Annotated in this window: 18 protein-coding genes; 10 read left to right on the top strand and 8 right to left on the bottom strand. The window is 37.2% G+C overall.

Going from position 1 to position 18,219, the window contains the following annotated elements:
- Positions 1-159: 159 nt before the first annotated feature.
- On the top strand, positions 160-1,527 hold the full coding sequence (locus EZY12_21780) for an NAD-dependent succinate-semialdehyde dehydrogenase (protein QSX67318.1): 1,368 nt from the start codon (positions 160-162) through the stop codon (positions 1,525-1,527).
- A 92-nt stretch (positions 1,528-1,619) separates the two neighbouring features.
- Positions 1,620-3,263: an acetolactate synthase large subunit gene (locus EZY12_21775; protein ID QSX67317.1), complete on the top strand. Its 1,644-nt coding sequence runs from the start codon at positions 1,620-1,622 to the stop codon at positions 3,261-3,263.
- 80 nt (positions 3,264-3,343) lie between these two features.
- Here EZY12_21775 and EZY12_21770 read toward each other — a convergent pair whose 3' ends face one another.
- Positions 3,344-3,895: a hypothetical protein gene (locus EZY12_21770; GenBank protein ID QSX67316.1), complete on the bottom strand. Its 552-nt coding sequence runs from the start codon at positions 3,893-3,895 to the stop codon at positions 3,344-3,346.
- 1,307 nt (positions 3,896-5,202) lie between these two features.
- Between EZY12_21770 and EZY12_21765 the strand changes: the two genes are divergently transcribed.
- Positions 5,203-7,041, top strand: a complete 1,839-nt coding sequence (locus EZY12_21765; protein QSX67315.1) for an SUMF1/EgtB/PvdO family nonheme iron enzyme — start codon at positions 5,203-5,205, stop codon at positions 7,039-7,041.
- A 218-nt stretch (positions 7,042-7,259) separates the two neighbouring features.
- Here EZY12_21765 and EZY12_21760 read toward each other — a convergent pair whose 3' ends face one another.
- From EZY12_21760 to EZY12_21745, 4 genes are all read right to left on the bottom strand, one after another.
- The gene (locus EZY12_21760; GenBank protein QSX67314.1) at positions 7,260-7,946 is read right to left on the bottom strand and encodes an SDR family oxidoreductase; all 687 of its coding nucleotides are present in this window, start codon (positions 7,944-7,946) and stop codon (positions 7,260-7,262) included.
- Between the two features lie 52 nt (positions 7,947-7,998).
- Entirely contained in the window at positions 7,999-8,538 is a 540-nt protein-coding gene (locus EZY12_21755) for a hypothetical protein (protein QSX67313.1), read from the bottom strand.
- 75 nt (positions 8,539-8,613) lie between these two features.
- Positions 8,614-8,952: a hypothetical protein gene (locus tag EZY12_21750; GenBank protein ID QSX67312.1), complete on the bottom strand. Its 339-nt coding sequence runs from the start codon at positions 8,950-8,952 to the stop codon at positions 8,614-8,616.
- 111 nt (positions 8,953-9,063) lie between these two features.
- Positions 9,064-9,429, bottom strand: a complete 366-nt coding sequence (locus tag EZY12_21745) for a Lin0512 family protein (GenBank protein ID QSX67311.1) — start codon at positions 9,427-9,429, stop codon at positions 9,064-9,066.
- Between the two features lie 639 nt (positions 9,430-10,068).
- Between EZY12_21745 and EZY12_21740 the strand changes: the two genes are divergently transcribed.
- Positions 10,069-10,437 (top strand): pentapeptide repeat-containing protein, encoded by a 369-nt coding sequence (locus tag EZY12_21740; GenBank protein QSX67310.1) that lies wholly within the window; start codon positions 10,069-10,071, stop codon positions 10,435-10,437.
- A gap of 4 nt (positions 10,438-10,441) precedes the next feature.
- Here EZY12_21740 and EZY12_21735 read toward each other — a convergent pair whose 3' ends face one another.
- A complete protein-coding gene (locus EZY12_21735; GenBank protein ID QSX67309.1) occupies positions 10,442-11,254 on the bottom strand; it encodes a DUF1838 domain-containing protein in 813 nt (270 codons plus the stop codon).
- Positions 11,255-11,361: 107 nt separating this feature from the next.
- Positions 11,362-12,393 carry a VOC family protein gene (locus tag EZY12_21730; GenBank protein QSX70773.1) on the bottom strand — a complete coding sequence of 344 codons (1,032 nt, stop codon included), beginning with the start codon at positions 12,391-12,393 and terminating at the stop codon, positions 11,362-11,364.
- A gap of 23 nt (positions 12,394-12,416) precedes the next feature.
- Here EZY12_21730 and xseB point away from each other — a divergent pair, with 23 nt between their 5' ends.
- Together xseB and EZY12_21720 are read left to right on the top strand one after the other, a co-directional pair.
- Positions 12,417-12,656 carry an exodeoxyribonuclease VII small subunit gene (gene xseB / locus EZY12_21725; protein QSX67308.1) on the top strand — a complete coding sequence of 80 codons (240 nt, stop codon included), beginning with the start codon at positions 12,417-12,419 and terminating at the stop codon, positions 12,654-12,656.
- Positions 12,657-12,822: 166 nt separating this feature from the next.
- Positions 12,823-13,017 carry a hypothetical protein gene (locus EZY12_21720; GenBank protein QSX67307.1) on the top strand — a complete coding sequence of 65 codons (195 nt, stop codon included), beginning with the start codon at positions 12,823-12,825 and terminating at the stop codon, positions 13,015-13,017.
- A gap of 208 nt (positions 13,018-13,225) precedes the next feature.
- On the opposite strand, the gene EZY12_21715 is transcribed toward EZY12_21720, so the two are convergent.
- Entirely contained in the window at positions 13,226-14,188 is a 963-nt protein-coding gene (locus tag EZY12_21715; protein QSX67306.1) for an amino acid ABC transporter substrate-binding protein, read from the bottom strand.
- 360 nt (positions 14,189-14,548) lie between these two features.
- On the opposite strand from EZY12_21715, the gene EZY12_21710 reads away from it, so the two are divergent.
- From EZY12_21710 to bioF, 4 genes are all read left to right on the top strand, one after another.
- Complete coding sequence (locus EZY12_21710; protein ID QSX67305.1) at positions 14,549-15,442, top strand: Rpn family recombination-promoting nuclease/putative transposase; 894 nt, start codon at positions 14,549-14,551, stop codon at positions 15,440-15,442.
- Positions 15,443-15,557: 115 nt separating this feature from the next.
- Positions 15,558-16,304 carry a sucrose-phosphate phosphatase gene (locus EZY12_21705; GenBank protein ID QSX67304.1) on the top strand — a complete coding sequence of 249 codons (747 nt, stop codon included), beginning with the start codon at positions 15,558-15,560 and terminating at the stop codon, positions 16,302-16,304.
- Positions 16,301-16,942 carry a Holliday junction branch migration protein RuvA gene (ruvA, locus tag EZY12_21700; protein QSX67303.1) on the top strand — a complete coding sequence of 214 codons (642 nt, stop codon included), beginning with the start codon at positions 16,301-16,303 and terminating at the stop codon, positions 16,940-16,942. The genes EZY12_21705 and ruvA overlap by 4 nt, the downstream gene beginning before the upstream one ends.
- A 6-nt stretch (positions 16,943-16,948) precedes the next feature.
- Complete coding sequence (gene bioF, locus EZY12_21695) at positions 16,949-18,124, top strand: 8-amino-7-oxononanoate synthase (protein ID QSX70772.1); 1,176 nt, start codon at positions 16,949-16,951, stop codon at positions 18,122-18,124.
- Positions 18,125-18,219 lie beyond the last annotated feature (95 nt).

Here is an 18,219-nt window from a genome sequence, read left to right as displayed (position 1 = left end):
TGATGAAAAAGCTCTTAATGGGTGACAAGGCAGCGCCTAGAGTAGGAAACAAATTCATATTTTTATTTTGCCCGGAGTTCAATTTTCGTGTTACCTTCTGTAATTAATATGTGTAAAACTATTAAGCTAACTCAAGCTATTTAAATGGGAGGTCAGATCATGGCTATCGCTACCATTAATCCCACCACTGGGGAAACGCTCAAAACCTTTGAGCCGCTAAAAAATGGAGAAATTGCTGCTAAATTAGATGTGGCAGGAAAAGCTTTTGAAAAATACCGTCAGACGAGTTTTATCGAGCGATCGCATTGGTTATTACAAGCAGCGACCATTTTAGACCAAGAAAAGGCAGATTTAGGGAAATTGATGACGCTGGAGATGGGTAAACCATTAAAAGCGGCGATCGCTGAAGTTGAAAAATGCGCCCTTGTTTGTCGTTATTATGCTGAAAATGCTCCTAGTTTTCTAGCTGATGTCACCATCAAAACCGATGCTAGTCATAGTTTTGTAAAATATCAGCCTTTAGGGGTAATTCTCGCCGTTATGCCTTGGAATTTTCCATTTTGGCAGGTTTTTCGGTTTGCTGCACCAGCGCTAATGGCAGGCAATGTGGGGCTACTTAAACACGCCTCTAATGTGCCACAGTGCGCCCTGGCAATCGAAGATATTCTCAACCGTGCGGGCTTTCCCACAGGTGTATTTCAAACATTGTTAATTGGTGCTTCCCAAGTTGCCGATTTAATGGCTGATGAGCGAGTTAAAGCCGCTACTTTAACGGGTAGTGAACCAGCCGGAATATCTCTGGCTGTTGCATCTGGCAAACAAATCAAAAAAACTGTTTTAGAATTGGGTGGCAGTGACCCATTTATTGTGTTAGAAAGTGCTGATTTAGAAACAGCAGTATCTACCGCAGTAGCAGCAAGGATGTTAAATAATGGGCAGTCTTGTATTGCTGCTAAACGTTTTATTCTTGCTGATGCTATTGCTGATCAATTTGAAAAACTGCTGTTAGAAAAATTTCAAGCCCTGAAAATTGGCAACCCGATGTTACCAGATACAGATTTGGGACCATTGGCAACTCCTGATATTCTCCAAGAATTAGACGAACAAGTGAAAAATGCTGTCAAAAGTGGGGGTATTGTCCTCACCGGTGGACATCCTTTAACAGAAATGCTAGGGAACTTTTATCCGCCTACAATTATCATAGATATTCCTGTAGGTACACCAATTGCCCAAGCAGAATTTTTTGGGCCTGTGGCATTATTATTCCGAGTTCCTGATATCGAAGCGGCAATTAAATTAGCTAATGATAGTCCCTTTGGTTTGGGTGCAAGTGCATGGACAACAGATATAGAAGAACAAAATCGCTTAATTCAAGAAATTGAAGCTGGTGCAGTATTTATTAACAGCATGGTTAAATCTGATCCCCGTTTACCTTTTGGCGGGATTAAGCGTTCTGGCTATGGACGAGAGTTGAGTATTCAAGGTATTCATGAATTTGTGAATATCAAAACTGTTTGGGTTAATTAGCTGACGGTTGACGGTTGACGGTTGACGGTTGACGGTTGACAGAAAATATAATTTTTATCTTCACCAATTACCAATTACCAATTACCAAATTTATGAATACCGCAGAATTGTTAGTACAGTGTTTAGAAAACGAAGGGGTTCAATATGTTTTTGGACTTCCTGGTGAAGAAAATTTGCACGTTTTGGAAGCTTTAAAAACATCATCAATTCAATTTATTACTACTCGTCATGAACAGGGTGCAGCTTTCATGGCTGATGTTTATGGCAGGTTAACAGGAAAAGCGGGAGTATGTCTTTCTACTCTTGGGCCTGGGGCAACTAATTTGATGACTGGGGTGGCAGATGCTAATCTAGATGGTGCGCCATTAGTCGCTATTACTGGCCAGGTGGGAACGGATAGAATGCACATTGAATCCCATCAATATTTAGATTTGGTGGCTATGTTTGCCCCGGTGACTAAGTGGAATAAACAGATTGTTAGACCAAGTATTACACCTGAAGTTGTCAGAAAAGCCTTCAAGCGATCGCAAACTGAAAAACCTGGTGCTGTTCACATTGATTTACCTGAAAATATTGCCGCTATGCCTGTAGAAGGCAAACCTTTAAATAAGGATAATAGCGAAAAAACCTATGCTTCTTTTGCCAGTATTCGCGCTGCTGCTGGGGCAATTTCCCAAGCCGTTAATCCCATAATTTTAGTCGGGAATGGAGCAATTCGCGCCCAAGCTAGTGATGCAGTCACGCAATTTGCTACCCAAATGAATATTCCTGTTGTGAATACTTTTATGGGTAAAGGTGTCATTCCCTATACCCATCCCTTAGCCCTTTGGTCTGTGGGATTACAACAACGAGATTTTATTACCTGCGGCTTTGATAATACAGATTTAGTTATAGCAATTGGCTATGATTTAATTGAATTTTCTCCCAAAAAATGGAATCCTGAAGGGACAATCCCCATTATCCATGTCGCAGCAACTTCTTCGGAAATTGATAGTAGTTATATTCCTCAAGTAGAAATAGTTGGAGATATTTCTGATTCCCTGAATGAAATATTAAAATTAGCAGATAGAAAAAACAAACCTAACCCCTATTCTATTAGTTTGCGTTCTAATATTCGCGCTGATTATGAAGAATATGCCCAAGATGATGAATTTCCGATTAAACCGCAAAAATTAATTTATGACTTGCGGCAAGTTATGGGCCCAGATGATATTGTTATTTCTGATGTCGGCGCTCATAAAATGTGGATTGCTAGACATTATCATTGTCATAGTCCCAATACTTGCATTATTTCCAATGGTTTTGCCGCCATGGGTATTGCTATTCCTGGTGCATTAGCCGCAAAATTAGTCCATCCTAATCGTAAAGTTGTGGCTGCCACTGGTGACGGTGGTTTTATGATGAATTGTCAAGAATTAGAAACAGCTTTGCGAGTAGGAACACCATTTGTAACTCTGATTTTTAATGATGGTGGTTATGGTTTAATTGAGTGGAAACAAGAAAATCAATTTGGTCCAGGTAACTCTTCTTTTGTCCATTTTGGTAATCCTGATTTTGTCAAATTTGCCGAAAGTATGGGATTAAAAGGTTATCGAGTGGAATCTGTTGCCGATTTTATTCCCTTACTTAAAGAAGCGCTCGCTCAAGATGTACCAGCAGTTATAGATTGTCGCGTAGATTATCGAGAAAATCGCCGTTTTACCAAAAAATCTGGCGAGTTAAATTGCGAAGTTTAAAGATATAGGAGTCAGGAGTCAGGAGTTTAGAAGAAGGAAGAAGATTCTTTCTGCGTAACCTGTTCCCTGTTCCCTGTCACCTAAGATATTGATGCTGCACCTGTGCTAATTAATCGCTTTAATAAGGCGGAAGACCAACCCGTTTCTTTTAACACAGCGGAGGCGGAAACATCTACATAAGACTGTTCGATAAAAGCTAAATCAATCATACAGATTCGCCCTAAAGCATCTTTTAAATCCTCTGATTTACCCTCAGCTTTCAGCTTTTTTGCGACTTCATGAATGACGGTAGACATGGCGGGAACTATATGCTGGGGTTGAATTCCCACCTTTACATGAACTACCCCAATTTGCCAACGCCGTTGGGCATAAACAGCACCCCAATCATCAATTCCGGTAAACATTTCGCCAAACCATTTGATAAATGTATCTGTAAGCCGCTGAATTCTGCCTTCACTAGCATTAATAATGGCATTCATTTCTGGATCACGCCCTAAATATCCATAGAAATGTTCCGCCATTTCCCCTGCAATTTCCGCACCCCAAGCAGCATTTGCTTTCAAAATAGATTTATCTTCAGCGGTGAAACTAAATCTATTTTCCATTGTGGTCATAAATGCCAGAGTATCCATAAGTCATCCTTGATATAAGTATTTTTTGATGTATTTGTCTTGTAAACAGTTGCATTCTATCTACCTTTAGGTTAAATCAGAAACTTGAAGAAGTTGTGAAGATAGTTATAAAATGATACATATTCCCTATTAATTATATTCGTCCAAAACTTTTCTTTCCTTCCTTCGTTTCCTTTGCGTCTATACCTACGGTCTTGTAAGGGATACCTGGTTCATTTAATCTATATTCTGCGAGTCCTAAAGGAGTAACTGAACCATATTCAAAAAAAAAGCTAGAATCTGTGCAACAAACAACACAGATTTTTCCTGCTGATAGTGTTATTCATAAATAATCTGAACTATGATTTTTGTGATTTTTGTGATGAGGATGATTTGGGGATTTCTCTAATCATCGTCTGAACTATGATTTTTGTGATTTTTGTGATGAGGATGATTTGGGGATTTCTCTAATCATCGTCTGAACTATGATTTTTGTGATTTTTGTGATGAGGATGATTTGGGGATTTCTCTAATCATCGTCTGAACTATGATTTTTGTGATTTTTGTGATGAGGATGATTTGGGGATTTCTCTAATCATCGTCTGAACTATTATTTTTGTGATTTTTGTGATGAGGATGATTTTTAAATCTCTCTAATCATCGTCTGAACTATGATTTTTGTGATTTTTGTGATGAGGATGATTTGGGGATTTCTCTAATCATCGTCTGAACTATGATTTTTGTGATTTTTGTGATGAGGATGATTTTTAAATCTCTCTAATCATCGTCTGAACTATGATTTTTGTGATTTTTGTGATTTTTGTGATCAGGATGATTTTTAAATTTCTCTAATTTAAATCACAATAATCATCTAAATCAAGTAAATCATAGTTCAGACTGTGATTTTTGTGATCAGGATGATTTTTAAATTTCTCTAATTTAAATCACAATAATCATCTAAATCAAGTAAATCATAGTTCAGACTGTGATTTTTGTGATCAGGATGATTTTTAAATTTCTCTAATTTAAATCACAATAATCATCTAAATCAAGTAAATCATAGTTCAGACTGTGATTTTTGTGATGAGGATGATTTTTGAATCTCTCTAATTTAAATCACAATAATCATCTAAATCAAATAAATCATAGTTCAGACTGTGATTTTTGTGATGAGGATGATTTTTGAATCTCTCTAATTTAAATCACAATAATCATCTAAATCAAGTAAATCATAGTTCAGATAATTTTTCTCACAGTAATAAATATCGTTTTGACAACTTAATAATATTGGGGCTGAATTTTGACAAGATCCTATTTTCTCAACATTCATGCAAATTTGCCAAAATCCCAATTGTTCCAACCCCTTCAACCCGAAAACCTCTCAATCTTGTCTGAGTTGTCAAGAAAGTAATTTTGGGGAATTGCTGCGAAACCGTTACCGGGTTTTGAGGTTATTAGGTGAAGGTGGGTTTAGCAGAACCTACGCTGCTGAAGATGTAGATAGACTGAATGCACCTTGTGTAATTAAGCAATTTTTTCCTCAAGTTCAAGGAACTGGACAACGTGCTAAAGCAGCAGAATTTTTCAAAGAAGAAGCTTTTAGATTGTATGATTTGGGAGAAAATCATCCCCAAATTCCGCGACTTTTAGCTTACTTTGAACAAGGTTCTAGTTTATATTTAGTGCAGGAATTTATTATTGGTAAAACTCTGCTAGAAGAATTGCAAAATCAAGCTTATAGTGAAACCGAAGTTCGGCAATTTTTAGCTGATTTGTTACCAGTTTTAGATTTTGTTCACAAACACAATGTAATTCACCGCGATATTAAACCAGAAAACATTGTGCGTCGGGATAGTGACAAAAAACCCGTCTTAATTGATTTTGGAGGTGCGAAACAAGTTACTCAAACCAGTATAGCTAGACAAGCTACGGCTATTTATACCCTTGGTTATGCACCGACAGAACAAATGGCCGGGTTTGCTTGTCAAGCGAGTGATTTATATGCTTTGGGTGTCACTTGTGTGCGGTTATTAACTCAAGATTTACCATTACAAGATGATTATGGACAACTTCAAGATCATCTTTATGATGCGATGAATGCTAAATGGTTATGGGAAAAACGTTTACGAATCAAAAAAATTACTATTAGCGATGAATTAAAGCAAATATTAAATAAATTACTTCAACATTTTGCTAGTGATAGATATCAGTCAGCAATGGATGTTTTGGATGATTTAAACTTTCCTAAATCTCCCGTAGCCATCAAATTTCCTTCCTTTCCTCAACCACCATTAACACCACCACCTCCAATAAAAATAACTGTTCCCTTACCTCTCTTGTACAACTTTGATTATTATGTGATTACGGTAGATACTTCTGGGAGAGAAGTTAACCGTGATAGACGGAATACTAAATATTTTGCCGAAGAATTAGGCAGAAATACAACTTTAGAAATGGTATCAATTCCCAGTGGGAATTTTATCATGGGTTCTCTGAGTTGTGAAGGTGATGATGATGAACGTCCTCAACATGAAGTCATAGTTCCACCGTTTTTTATAACTAAATATCCTATTACTCAATTACAGTGGAGAACAGTAGCAGCTTTACCTGAAGTTAAACAAGCATTGCCCCCTAATCCATCAAAATTTAAAGGTGCAAATCTGCCAGTAGAAAATGTTTCTTGGTATGAAGCTGTGGAATTTTGTGCAAGATTGGCAATTAAAACTGGGAGACAATATCGTTTACCTAGTGAAGCAGAATGGGAGTATGCTTGTCGTGCGGGAACTACCACATCTTTTCATTTTGGAGAAACAATTACTTCTGATTTAATTAACTGTAGCGGTAGTGATACTTATTCTGTAGAACCAAAAAGTAGATTTCGGAAAGAAACAACTCATGTTGGTTATTTTGAAGTTGCTAATGCTTTTGGTTTATATGATATGCACGGTTTAGTGTGGGAATGGTGTGCAGATTCTTGGCATAATAACTATAATGACGCACCTACAGATGGTACTGTATGGGAAGATGGCGGTGATCAACATCGTCGAGTTTTAAGAGGTGGTGCATGGAATTTTAGTGCAGAACTTTGTCGCAGTGCTAGTAGAAGTTGGAACGAAGCAGACGGTGGTTTGAGAATGTGTGGGTTTCGAGTAGTATTTTCTGTTTAATTAGTAGTGAGGACTTTAGTCCTCAACATCAACAGCAACTAATCTAAGAGGATGTTTGATAGCTTGCGTGGTGTAGTCATAAAGTGTTTTGCTGTGACTTTAGGCACTTTTAGATCCCCCCTAACCCCCCTTAAAAAAGGGGGAACGGTCATCAAAGTCTCCCTTTTTAAGGGAGATTTAGAGGGATCTAAAACTTTTGATACCGACAAGAGAACTTCTCAAACATCCTCTAAATTAAATTCGACAAACTCCGGTAATCCAGGATATATCATATTCCGATCTATGGCTGAAAAAACCTTATTATTAGTATGAGCAGAATTTAAACAGCGACAAACTAATTTGGCAACATCTGCACGATGAATAGTCCCCACAATCTGGGGATTTTCGGTGATAATTCCGTTATTGGTTGCTGGTGCCGATTTTAAACCACCAGGACGAATAATTGTATAGTTAAGTCCGCTGGTAATTAAATATTGTTCTGCTTTTTCTTTTTCAATTAAAACTGGTTTGAGTGCTTCTAAAGCTTGGGGAGGTAAAGCGGCAACACTATCACCACAACCAATGGAAGTTACCAGAATAAACTTTTGTACTCCCGCTTTTACGGCGGCATCAATGAGGTTTTTATTACCAATATAATCAGGTTTGATATTATCTGTAGGTAAACCTCCTAATGTACTGATAACGGCTTGAATAGGTTCAGTTCTTAAAATTGCCTGTTCCACATCAGCCACATTTAACGCATCTCCTAAAACTGGATAAATACCCATTGCTTTCGCTTCCACAGCAGCAGCTTCTGTTCTCAAAAGTGCCTTAACTTGAATTTGTTGTGCTGTCAAATATTTAGCAATTTCTTGACCAACACCGCGACTAGCACCAGCTAGAAAAATGTAAGATGTGATTGACATAATTAGTCTATAAAAAAGATACTATGTTTATATTTAGCACAAAACTATCATTTTAAAATGGGACTATTTCAAATACAAAAGTACCAATCAAACGTTCATCAATATAGACTTCTATTTGATGTTTACCCAAAGGATCTCCAGGAGAAATAGTCCAGAAATTTTCAATTACACCATTAACAGGTGTTGCAGTGCGCTGGGAAATTGCTGTTTTGCCATCTTTTGATATAGAGAAATTTTTATTATTTTCTGTTGTCCAAGTTTCCGGAGCTTGTGGTAAAGTTAAAACTTCGCGCCATTTAACTGTACCTTTAACGTTACCTTGATAGTTATCAAGTGTAATTCTCCAACCATAAGCATCACCTTCTTTTAGGGGAACTGTAGTGGTTGGGAAAAAATTCACTTTTCCTTCTGCGCTGACTACCTTCACTCCAAATTCACTTTTATTAACAACTATTTGCTGATTAATAATTGACTGATCATATTTTGTTGTAATTGCTGCTAAAGCCATACTAGACTTATTTAAAGCTGGAGTTATTATAGGCACTATCAAAGACAAAGAAACTACTAAAACCTGGGAATTTAGGATTTTCATAAACTTAATTTTCCAGTAAATAAGTAGGATACAAAATTTATATATCCTACTATAAAAAAGCATTTTTGGCAATAGTTAATCTTCGTCAAGTGCAGGTAAAATTTCTTCAAATTGCCACAATTGGTCTTTATTTTTCAAAAACCAAATTCGAGTTTCTGTCGTTAATTTACCCCAGATCACATCAACTGGAATATGGGGAGAAGCATATTGAAACTCTTCACCAATAAATCTGAGATTATCCTCTATATTCCGAGGGATGCCAAAATCTTGCCAATCAATTTTTACATTTCTGCCGGTAACTCCCGCAGTCGGATCAAAAATTAATTGTGCGGTTCTAATTAAGTCAGCAAAGTGTTGTGATTTTAGTCCAATTATTTCTTGGATTTCAGATGATTTTTGAGGATCTTGAGACATTTTCGCTGGAGTTTTGTAGATGTATAATTTAGAAAAGTTACTGCCAGAGATGATCCCAGTGTTTCTAGTTTAGCTCATAAAATCCAGACAAAATCAATATTTTCAGATTAATTATCCAATTTCGACAAAAACTGTAACTGCGGCTACAGCTATTAACATTTCGTCATTTTTATCGTTGAGAGCAGCAATTGCTAAACCATCAACTACCATTCCCCCTGCTTCTAATATGAGCGTTTTTTGACCAAAGGGAAGAACAGCTAATACTTCTGCTTCTCGTACTTGTTCGGGATAGGGAACTGCAATTTTGACTTCGATAATCATTTCATTGGGATCTTTTAATCCTGCTACTTCCATGATACCAAGTAAGGCATTATGAGCGATCGCATTCCTAACTGCTCTTGCTGCTGCTACTGTCGGTTCTTGTCCGTGTTGGTCTATACCCATGCCCATTTCAATAATAAACCGTTTGAGTGCCATAACTGTTTTTTGTAAATTTTATACTTGTTACTTTATTGTTTTATCGAACAGGAGAAGGAGTCAGGAGTCACCGAGTCAGGAAGAAGGAAGAAGGAGTCAAGAAAAAGGATCTTCTTCAACAAAAATATAAAACACTGTCTATTACAGATTTTAAACCATTTCTGGCATTTAACTACGGAAATACTCCGCTATTTACTATTTAGCTGTGTTTTATTAGCTACTATCTACCAGGATTCATTTTTAACTAGGGTCAGTTAAGAAAGTGTCACTCTCTACACTAGTCATTCGATTTTAAAAGGGATATTCTTGATAAATGCAAGGAGTGATACCACTTCATATTATATTTGTTACAATTTCCCTGGCGCTGCTTATACTTCCTGTTATTTGAGTCGCAGGTTTCAAATGTCACAATTATAGTGAATTGGTAGAAAGTTATACGGGGAACGCTTGGGTTAAAAACCCAGGCGTTTTTTATGTGTAAAATAGTGGCATTCGTAGAAGTATTATGAATTTACTCATGTTTAATAATACTATGTAAGTTTATATAGACAAAAATTTTTGTGCTGATAAAATGTCAACAAACAACTTAGGAAGTATTCTGAAGATAGAGGTTTTGTTGCTCAAGTAGGTTAACAAGATATGGAAACTGAGGAACTAAAACGGCGTTATCTTGCAGGAGAAAGATATTTTGTTTGTGGTAAATTAGTCAAAGCTAAACTAATTAATGCCTATTTACCAGGAATTAATTTATGGGGAGCAGATTTAAGTGAAGCTAACTTAGCTAAAGCTAAACTCTGGGGAGCAAATTTGAGTAGCGCGAATTTAGCAAAGGCAAATTTGACTAAAGCAAATTTATCTGGTGTCAATCTCGCTGAAGCAAATCTTCGAGGTGCTAGGCTGCATTATACTAAGTTGTACGGAGCCAATTTACATCGCGCATATTATGATGAAAGCACCCAATTTCCTCGAAATTTTGATCCTCTTAGTCACAATATGCAAAAGTTGTAATTAATTAAACTTCCTCTGCTGCTATGGGGAATGTTTCTCCAGCTAAATATGCGGAAAAATGCTTTTGAAAATAAAGCCAAGATGTCATATCTTCCCCCTCAATATAACTTTTTGGTGCTGCTTTATATAAAGGAAGGCGAGTATTTATTTCCCGTTGTAAAATTGGGTGTAATTTTGTAAAATCGCTAACTTTATTACCTGTAGCACTATAAATTAAATAACCAGGATGCTTACCCATTTTCATCCAAGGCAACCATTGTCCAATTCTATCCCAAGATAGGCTTAATTGTGTAACGGAATTTAATTCTAAATTCTCTAAATCTACTGTAGAAACAGAGATTTTAAATAATTCTGCTGCTTGGTAAATTCCCCCTGAACAATAATCAGCAAATTCGGGATTTTCAGCTAGAGGATTGGGATAATCAGGAAAGATATCAAAGACAAAATTAGTTTTTTCTCCTTCTAATTGTACAGGTAATTTACCTTTAAATTGACCCTGAACAGGACTATTAGCAACGTGCATGACTGGAACTATTTCTTTTGTCCAAGGGTTTTCCCATTTATGTAAAATCTCTTTTGTTTCTGGGTTGAGGTAATAAGTTAATTCTCTAGAAGTAAAATCCCAACTATTTTCACTAGTAGCAATACAACGACTCACGCTCATTCCCACAATTTTAAATAATAATTGTCGTTTTTCTCCAGGAATAAAACTATAAATATTCCCTGTCCAACTCAGAAAATTAGATTCGTTAGGATTTAGAGAAGCACGGGTTTTAATCCATTGTTGAACATCTACTAGTTGAGATTGTGGTATCATTCTATATTTCCTTGAATTTTCAAAATATTTAAATTGGTAACTAAACCCCCTCCCCGCTTGCGAGGAGGGGGCTATGATTTACCTCATCATAGGAGGAAGTGCTGTATTTACTTGCCTTCCACTATATTCCAAAAATAACCATCAGGTGCAATAAAAGAAAAACTTCTTTGGGCAAACTCATTACTAACAATTTCCGTAATTTGTGTTGCTGTACTTTCTCGCACTTGTTGAAAATAAGTTTCTATTCCTTGGACTTGGTAAGTATAAAGACACATTCCTAAACTTCCAGGTTTGGCATCTACAAAGCGCGATTCTAAGGTAATATTTTCGGGAAACCGAATAATATAAAGTCTACCACTGCGTGCTGCCATAAAGTCAGTTTGAGAAGAACGAGGATCATCAAAAGCCGTAACTATAAATTTTTCTCCTGGATTAAGTTCAAACAATTCTCTTCCTGCTAAAGATGATTCATAAGTCGTTTCTACATCATCACGCACACGCAATAACCCTAAAACTTCTTCATAGAATTTAAGAATCTCCTTACTGTCATCTTGAACAACTATTCCTACATGAGTAAACTGACTGGTTTGCAAAGCTGCATGATGGTTAATATGTCCATAATCAAGAAGATTATAACCAAAGCGTTGAAATAAAACTTGACGAGTTAATGGTTGAAGTAATAGCATTTCTCGCACTCCCACCAAAGGTTCTACAAAAGGACGACTTTTTTTATCTTTGTTATAAATTACTTCCCAGTGAGGTTGAGTGTAAATAATATTTTCACTAACTGCTTTTGCTGCTTCTGCATGATTTAAAATACCTAATATATTAGCAGTTAAGGTAGTACCCCAACGATTACCTTTTACTTTCATAGAACTAACACCTAAACCCGCAGAGGTGGGATTTTGCCAAATCATTAAGCGAATTAATCCATGATCTGCATTTTGATGATAAAGTCGAATAGTCTGTAAAGCTGAATTTACCCGATATAGCTGATTAGCCATTGCTGCGGTTAATTCTCCTATTTCTCCAATATGATAGCCAAATTGCTGCCAATATTGAATTGCGGAAATAGCATCTGTGACACCAATACAGACTTCATATATACCGCCAATTATTGTATTATTGTTTAAATTCATCATTTATTTGGGGAGAAAATTTTATGGCTAAACGGAATAATTCGGCTAATTCCATGCCCGCAAATGGGGGAAGTTATGAAGCTAAGATAGCAGAAATTGAAACTATTATCACTCGCATTGAGGGAGGAGAATTAGAATTAGCAGATGTGTTTACAGAATTTGCGACTGCGGTTGAGTATTTACGGGAATGTGACAGTTTTTTGCAGCAGCGACAGCAGCAAGTAGATTTGTTAATTGAAACTTTGCAAGATGATTACAAGTAAATGGACGTGAGATAACCAAAATATTTAAAGTTTCCTTAATAAGTTATTTGGGTTGAGTTTTAGCCATTTTACAAAAGAAATATATTTTGACGTTTTTTCACATATTTATTAAGTAGTTCTTTTTCTTATAACTCAACCTATTTACTATTACTGAAGAATTAAAAAAATGCCATCACTATTTAAATTTTTTAATCCTCATCCCCAATTAGATTTATTTAATTTTCATCGAGTTGCTTGGTGGCAGCAGATTATAGTAGCGATCGCCTACTATATTACAGCTTTACTATCCCACACATTCACAACCTATCCTAACACTGGATCCACTCCTATTTGGATTCCTGGAGGTATTGCTGTCGGGTAATAGATTTTACATTAAGTTGACACCAATGGTTGAAACTTTACCTGATTAAGGGACTTCCAAATAAAAAAATGTCCCAAAACTGACGCAAAAATTCTCTCTCTGTGTTCTCTGTGCCTCTGTGGTTCGTTTATTGGGATAATTTATTTCTTGGAAGTCCCTAAATAAATTGATGCCGATCTAAAGCCTGAGAATTTTTGTTAACTAACAACTACAAATCTTTCTGAGGAATCTCTTCATGAAACTCTATCATCAATTGCATAGTTTCCATAGCTAAATCACGTAAATCTCGATTTAGATATACAGCACCTTGAGAACCAAACCAACGGTCAAAAATCGCCACATATTTGGGGTTATTGTTGACAAATCCTTGCATAAATTTGATCAGGGAATAGTTTACTGAGTCGAGAAATTTAGAATTATTTTCAGGAACCATGCAAGCAATTCCTTCTCGTGAGTAAGGACGCGGGGGAACAATTGCAAAACTATCTTGATTTTTTGCTGTTTGTAACCATCCTTCTAAAAGAATGCTATCGGATGCAAAAGCGTCAATTTTACCCTGTTCCAAAGCCGCAAATCCTTCTGGTCTAGTTTTCAAATATACAAGCTTTGCCTGGGGTTGTACCCGCTTGATTGCTTGTTCGTTGGTAGTTCCAGCTAGTACACCTATCCGCTTGTTAATGAGAGATTCTGGTGAACCTAAATTGCTGTTTTTCTTAATTAAGATTTGAGTCCCTGTGACACCATAGCTGATAGAAAAATCAACCTTTTTATCTCGTTCCCAAGTAAAACTACTAGCATCACAGACAATATCAACTTGTCGGTTTGTGATCTTAGGAATCCTTGCTGCTGGGGTAACTGCAACTAATTTAAGTTGAATTTTTTTACCTAATTCTTTCTCTAATTGCTGCTGAATCAAAATCAGCATATCCACAGAATAACCAGTCAATTTTCCTTGCTTGTCAGAGTATGCAAAGGGTAAAGCATCCCTACTTGTACCAGCAGTTAATACTCCTGTCCGTGCTACTTTTTGCATGACAGTTTCTGCTTTAGCCACACCAGGAATCAATGCTGATAATATTAAACCAAATACTAGAGGTGTAACATTTCTATATATCTTCAACTTAGTAAAAGCAGGTAGACAGGAGAGATTTATTTTCGTGTTGATAAACATAATTGAATTTTTACACATCCACAGTATCAAAATAAAAAGTTATCTCTATTAATTGCTAAGTCAGCAGTTATAGAAATGATTCTTTACATTAGACCTTTTGGAAAATTATTGAGTGCCTATCACAACATTGTAAAATGATGATTGATAAAGGTTAGGTATTTTTGGCTAAATTTATGACAGAAATTTAATTTTCTATTAAAGGTGCCATTACAGCTATAGTATTCCCTAGTCTAATAAAGTACAAAATCATCTGCGTTTATCTGCGTTTATCTGCGTTTGATCACGACTGCTTGTACCTCACTTGAATAGGGATTGCTATAATAATCCTTCCCTAATTTTTAACATCCCAATTATCAATCCATGATCAAAAAAGTAGATATTGGTAGTAAACGCTTAATAAGTCTCGCCCCCGACAATTGGGTACAATGGGTAACACAAAGAAAAGATATTTGGGTGAAAGAGTTTATTTCCTCAGAATTTCAATGGATAAGCCGCGATAACGACGTACTCATAAAAGTCGAAAATCCACAAGGGGAATTTTTAATACTCAATGAGCTACAATTGCGTTATAAAGAGACAATGCCTTTAAGAATGAGGGCTTATATCGCTTTAGCGGAAGAACGCTATAATTTACCCATATATCCCGTACTGATTAATATTTTACCCCACGTCAAAACACCCAATATTCCCAACTTCTATCAACAAGAATTTATGGGAATGAAGAGTTATCAAGACTATCGAGTCATTAATCTTTGGGAAATTGAAGCTGATTTAGTATTTGCAGAAAACTTATCAAGTTTATTACCCTTTGTCCCAATTCTCAAAGGAGGTGGAGAAGAAGCAGTTGTCAGAAAAGCAGTAATTAAACTGCGAGAAAATGAACAATTAAGCGATTTAGAGCCGTTATTATCATTTTTTGCAGCATTTGTCCTGGAAATGCCAATAGTTCAACAAATCATGAGGTGGGATATGATAGTATTAAGAGAATCACCCTGGTATCAAGAAATCCTCAAGGAAGGGGAAAAACGTGGGTTGCAACAGGGAGAACTGCGAGGGGAACAACGCGGTAAACAAGAAGGTGAAGCTAATTTAGTTATTCGTCAACTATCAAAGCGTTTTGGTAATTTAGATCAAGAACTTGCAGCACAAATTCGCCAGTTATCAAGTCCTCAATTAGAAACATTAGGAGAAAGTATCTTTGACTTTTCTGCTATGGCTGATTTAGAAAACTGGTTACAACAAAATACCGATTAATTAATATCTAGGAATCCTCAATGATTCCTAAAAAAATATTAAATATTGTAGGGTGGGCAATGCTCGCCAAAACAGCATACACTTTTGTTGATTAACCTGACAAAAGGAGTTGACTGTGACAAAGTTTTTATTTGTAACTGATTTAGATCATACCTTCGTAGGCGATGATCAGGGATTATTGGCATTGAGCGATCGCTTGCAACAACATCGTCAACAACATGGTACAAAGATAGTCTACTCTACAGGACGTTCCCCTGTTCTTTACCGCGAACTCCAACAGGAACAAAACCTCTTTGCACCGGACGCGCTTGTTCTCTCTGTCGGTACGGAAATTTATTTAGATGGTAGTAATAATTCTGACTCAGAATGGTCAAACATTCTTTCTCAAGGTTGGGATAGGGAAAAAATTCTATCTATTACTGAGCAATTCCCAGAATTAGTGCTACAACCAGATACAGAACAACGTCCTTTCAAAGTCAGCTTTTTTCTGAAGGCGGAATTGTCCGGAATCTTACCACAATTGGAGTCCGAGTTGCAAAAAACGCAAATAAATGTAAAGTTAATTTATAGTAGTGAAATTGACCTTGACATTTTACCCCATACCAGCGATAAAGGTCAAGCAATGCAATTTTTACGGCGGAAGTGGAAATTTGCAGCCGAGCAGACTGTTGTTTGTGGTGATTCGGGTAATGATATAGCTTTATTCACAGTCGGTAGGGAACGGGGAATCATTGTTGGGAATGCGCGTCCCGAGTTACTCCAATGGTATCATCAGCATCCTGCGGACTACCGTTACCTCGCCCAAAACCGTTGTGCTGCTGGGATTATGGAAGGTTTAAAATATTTTGGTTTCCTAGAATGATTAGCTATCTTAAAGGTATCGTCGCTGGTGTCCAAGCCATTACGCCCAATCGCGTCATCTTGACGTTAGAAGTCAATGGCATGGGTTACGATTTGCAAATTCCCCAACGTTTATCCAACCAGTTAACATCAACTGGAGATGTGATCCAAATCTTTACCCATTACCAAATTCGAGAAGAAATACCTATGCTCTACGGTTTTTCTTCTCCTTCGGAACGAGATTTATTTCGCCATTTGCTCAGTGTCGGCGGCATTGGTGCAGCATTAGCGATCGCACTCTTGGATACAATGGAACTACCAGAGTTAGTTCAAGCTATTGTCGCCGCTAATATCCAAATGCTCATTCAAACCCCTGGAGTGGGCAAGAAAACCGCTGAACGCATCTGTTTAGAACTCAAGAGCAAACTAATTGAATGGCGCAAATCAGCGGGTTTCTTCGTGGCCACAGGTGGACCTGCACCAGGAATTTTAGAAGAAGTGCAAATGACTCTCTTTGCTTTGGGATATACTGCCCATGAAGTTAGTAACGCCTTGCACGTCGTCAGCGAAGATATTGGTTTACCCAAAAATGCCTATGTGGAAGATTGGATTAGACAAGCGATCGCTTATCTTAGTAGCAGTGAAGTAGAGTGTTCCTAGTCCATGATCAATAATAATCCTTATGCTTGGATAAATGAATCTCTCGCCACTATTCATCGGGCTGACTGGTATCGTTCCGTGCAAACTATTCACAGCCGACCCGGTGCAACTGTGGTATTATCTGGGCAAGAGGTTATTAATTTTGCCAGTAATGATTACTTAGGACTAGCAGGAGATGAACGCTTACAAATAGCCGCCATTACTGCTATTCAACAATTCGGCACTGGTAGTACAGGTTCTAGATTACTCAGTGGGCATCGAGAAATACATAGAGAATTAGAACAGGGAATCGCATCTACTAAGCAAACCCAAGATGCATTAGTATTTAGTTCTGGTTATTTAGCAAATTTAGGGACAATTGCGGCCATAGTCGGCAAAAGAGACTTAATTTTATCTGATGAATATAATCATTCCAGCTTAAAAAAGGGAGCAATTCTCAGCGGTGCAACTGTCATGGAATATCCGCACGGTGGTACTGCAGTACTGCAAGAAAAATTATGGGAACACAGGAAAAATTTTCGCCGCTGTTTGATCATCACTGATAGCGTCTTTAGTATGGATGGTGATTTATGTCCATTACCACAATTGCTAGATTTAGCTGAAGAATTTAGGAGTATGCTACTGCTCGATGAAGCTCATGCTACGGGAGTCATAGGAAAAACTGGTGCTGGCTGTGTAGAACATTTTGGGTGTACAGGGAGAGAATTAATTCAAATTGGCACATTAAGTAAAGCTTTGGGAAGTTTAGGCGGATATGTCGCTGGTAGCCTTCCTCTAATTGACTTTTTACGCAATCGCGCCCCCAGTTGGATTTATACTACAGCCCTTTCCCCCGCAGACACAGCAGCAGCAATAGCCGCTATTAAGATAGTACAAGAAGAACCGGAAAGGCGATCGCAACTTTGGCAAAATGTCAATTATTTAAAACAATTAATTACAGAGAATTTACCTAATTTAAAGTTATTACCCACAGAATCGCCGATATTATGTTTTCAATTACCTAATGCAGCCGCAGCATTAACAGCAGGAAAGCATTTGCGAGAATCGGGAATTTTTGCCCCAGCCATTCGTCCCCCCACAGTTAGCACCAGCCGAATTAGAATATCTGTAATGGCTACCCATGAGTTAGGACATATTCAGAAGTTGGTAGAAGTGATTAAAAGTATGGAAGAATTAGAGTAATAAATAGCGAAAATCAAGATTGCTCTCTATTTTCGATAACTACAGAAAAGTGAACTGCTTGCAGCAGTGCTTCGCTATCGCTCTCTCATTCCACT

Origin of the sequence: Dolichospermum sp. DET69 (assembly GCA_017355425.1) — a bacterium.
In the GTDB taxonomy this organism is placed as follows: Bacteria; Cyanobacteriota; Cyanobacteriia; order Cyanobacteriales; family Nostocaceae; genus Dolichospermum.
This window is presented reverse-complemented; position numbering and strand designations above follow the sequence as displayed.

Bases quoted from the DNA above. Each gene is read 5' to 3' on its own strand.
- EZY12_21780 (QSX67318.1), top strand. From the start codon at position 160: ATGGCTATCGCTACCATTAATCCCACCACTGGGGAAACGCTCAAAACC.
- EZY12_21775 (QSX67317.1), top strand. From the start codon at position 1,620: ATGAATACCGCAGAATTGTTAGTACAGTGTTTAGAAAACGAAGGGGTT.
- EZY12_21770 (QSX67316.1), bottom strand. From the start codon at position 3,895: ATGGATACTCTGGCATTTATGACCACAATGGAAAATAGATTTAGTTTC.
- EZY12_21765 (QSX67315.1), top strand. From the start codon at position 5,203: ATGCAAATTTGCCAAAATCCCAATTGTTCCAACCCCTTCAACCCGAAA.
- EZY12_21760 (QSX67314.1), bottom strand. From the start codon at position 7,946: ATGTCAATCACATCTTACATTTTTCTAGCTGGTGCTAGTCGCGGTGTT.
- EZY12_21755 (QSX67313.1), bottom strand. From the start codon at position 8,538: ATGAAAATCCTAAATTCCCAGGTTTTAGTAGTTTCTTTGTCTTTGATA.
- EZY12_21750 (QSX67312.1), bottom strand. From the start codon at position 8,952: ATGTCTCAAGATCCTCAAAAATCATCTGAAATCCAAGAAATAATTGGA.
- EZY12_21745 (QSX67311.1), bottom strand. From the start codon at position 9,429: ATGGCACTCAAACGGTTTATTATTGAAATGGGCATGGGTATAGACCAA.
- EZY12_21740 (QSX67310.1), top strand. From the start codon at position 10,069: ATGGAAACTGAGGAACTAAAACGGCGTTATCTTGCAGGAGAAAGATAT.
- EZY12_21735 (QSX67309.1), bottom strand. From the start codon at position 11,254: ATGATACCACAATCTCAACTAGTAGATGTTCAACAATGGATTAAAACC.
- EZY12_21730 (QSX70773.1), bottom strand. From the start codon at position 12,393: ATGAATTTAAACAATAATACAATAATTGGCGGTATATATGAAGTCTGT.
- xseB (QSX67308.1), top strand. From the start codon at position 12,417: ATGGCTAAACGGAATAATTCGGCTAATTCCATGCCCGCAAATGGGGGA.
- EZY12_21720 (QSX67307.1), top strand. From the start codon at position 12,823: ATGCCATCACTATTTAAATTTTTTAATCCTCATCCCCAATTAGATTTA.
- EZY12_21715 (QSX67306.1), bottom strand. From the start codon at position 14,188: ATGTTTATCAACACGAAAATAAATCTCTCCTGTCTACCTGCTTTTACT.
- EZY12_21710 (QSX67305.1), top strand. From the start codon at position 14,549: ATGATCAAAAAAGTAGATATTGGTAGTAAACGCTTAATAAGTCTCGCC.
- ruvA (QSX67303.1), top strand. From the start codon at position 16,301: ATGATTAGCTATCTTAAAGGTATCGTCGCTGGTGTCCAAGCCATTACG.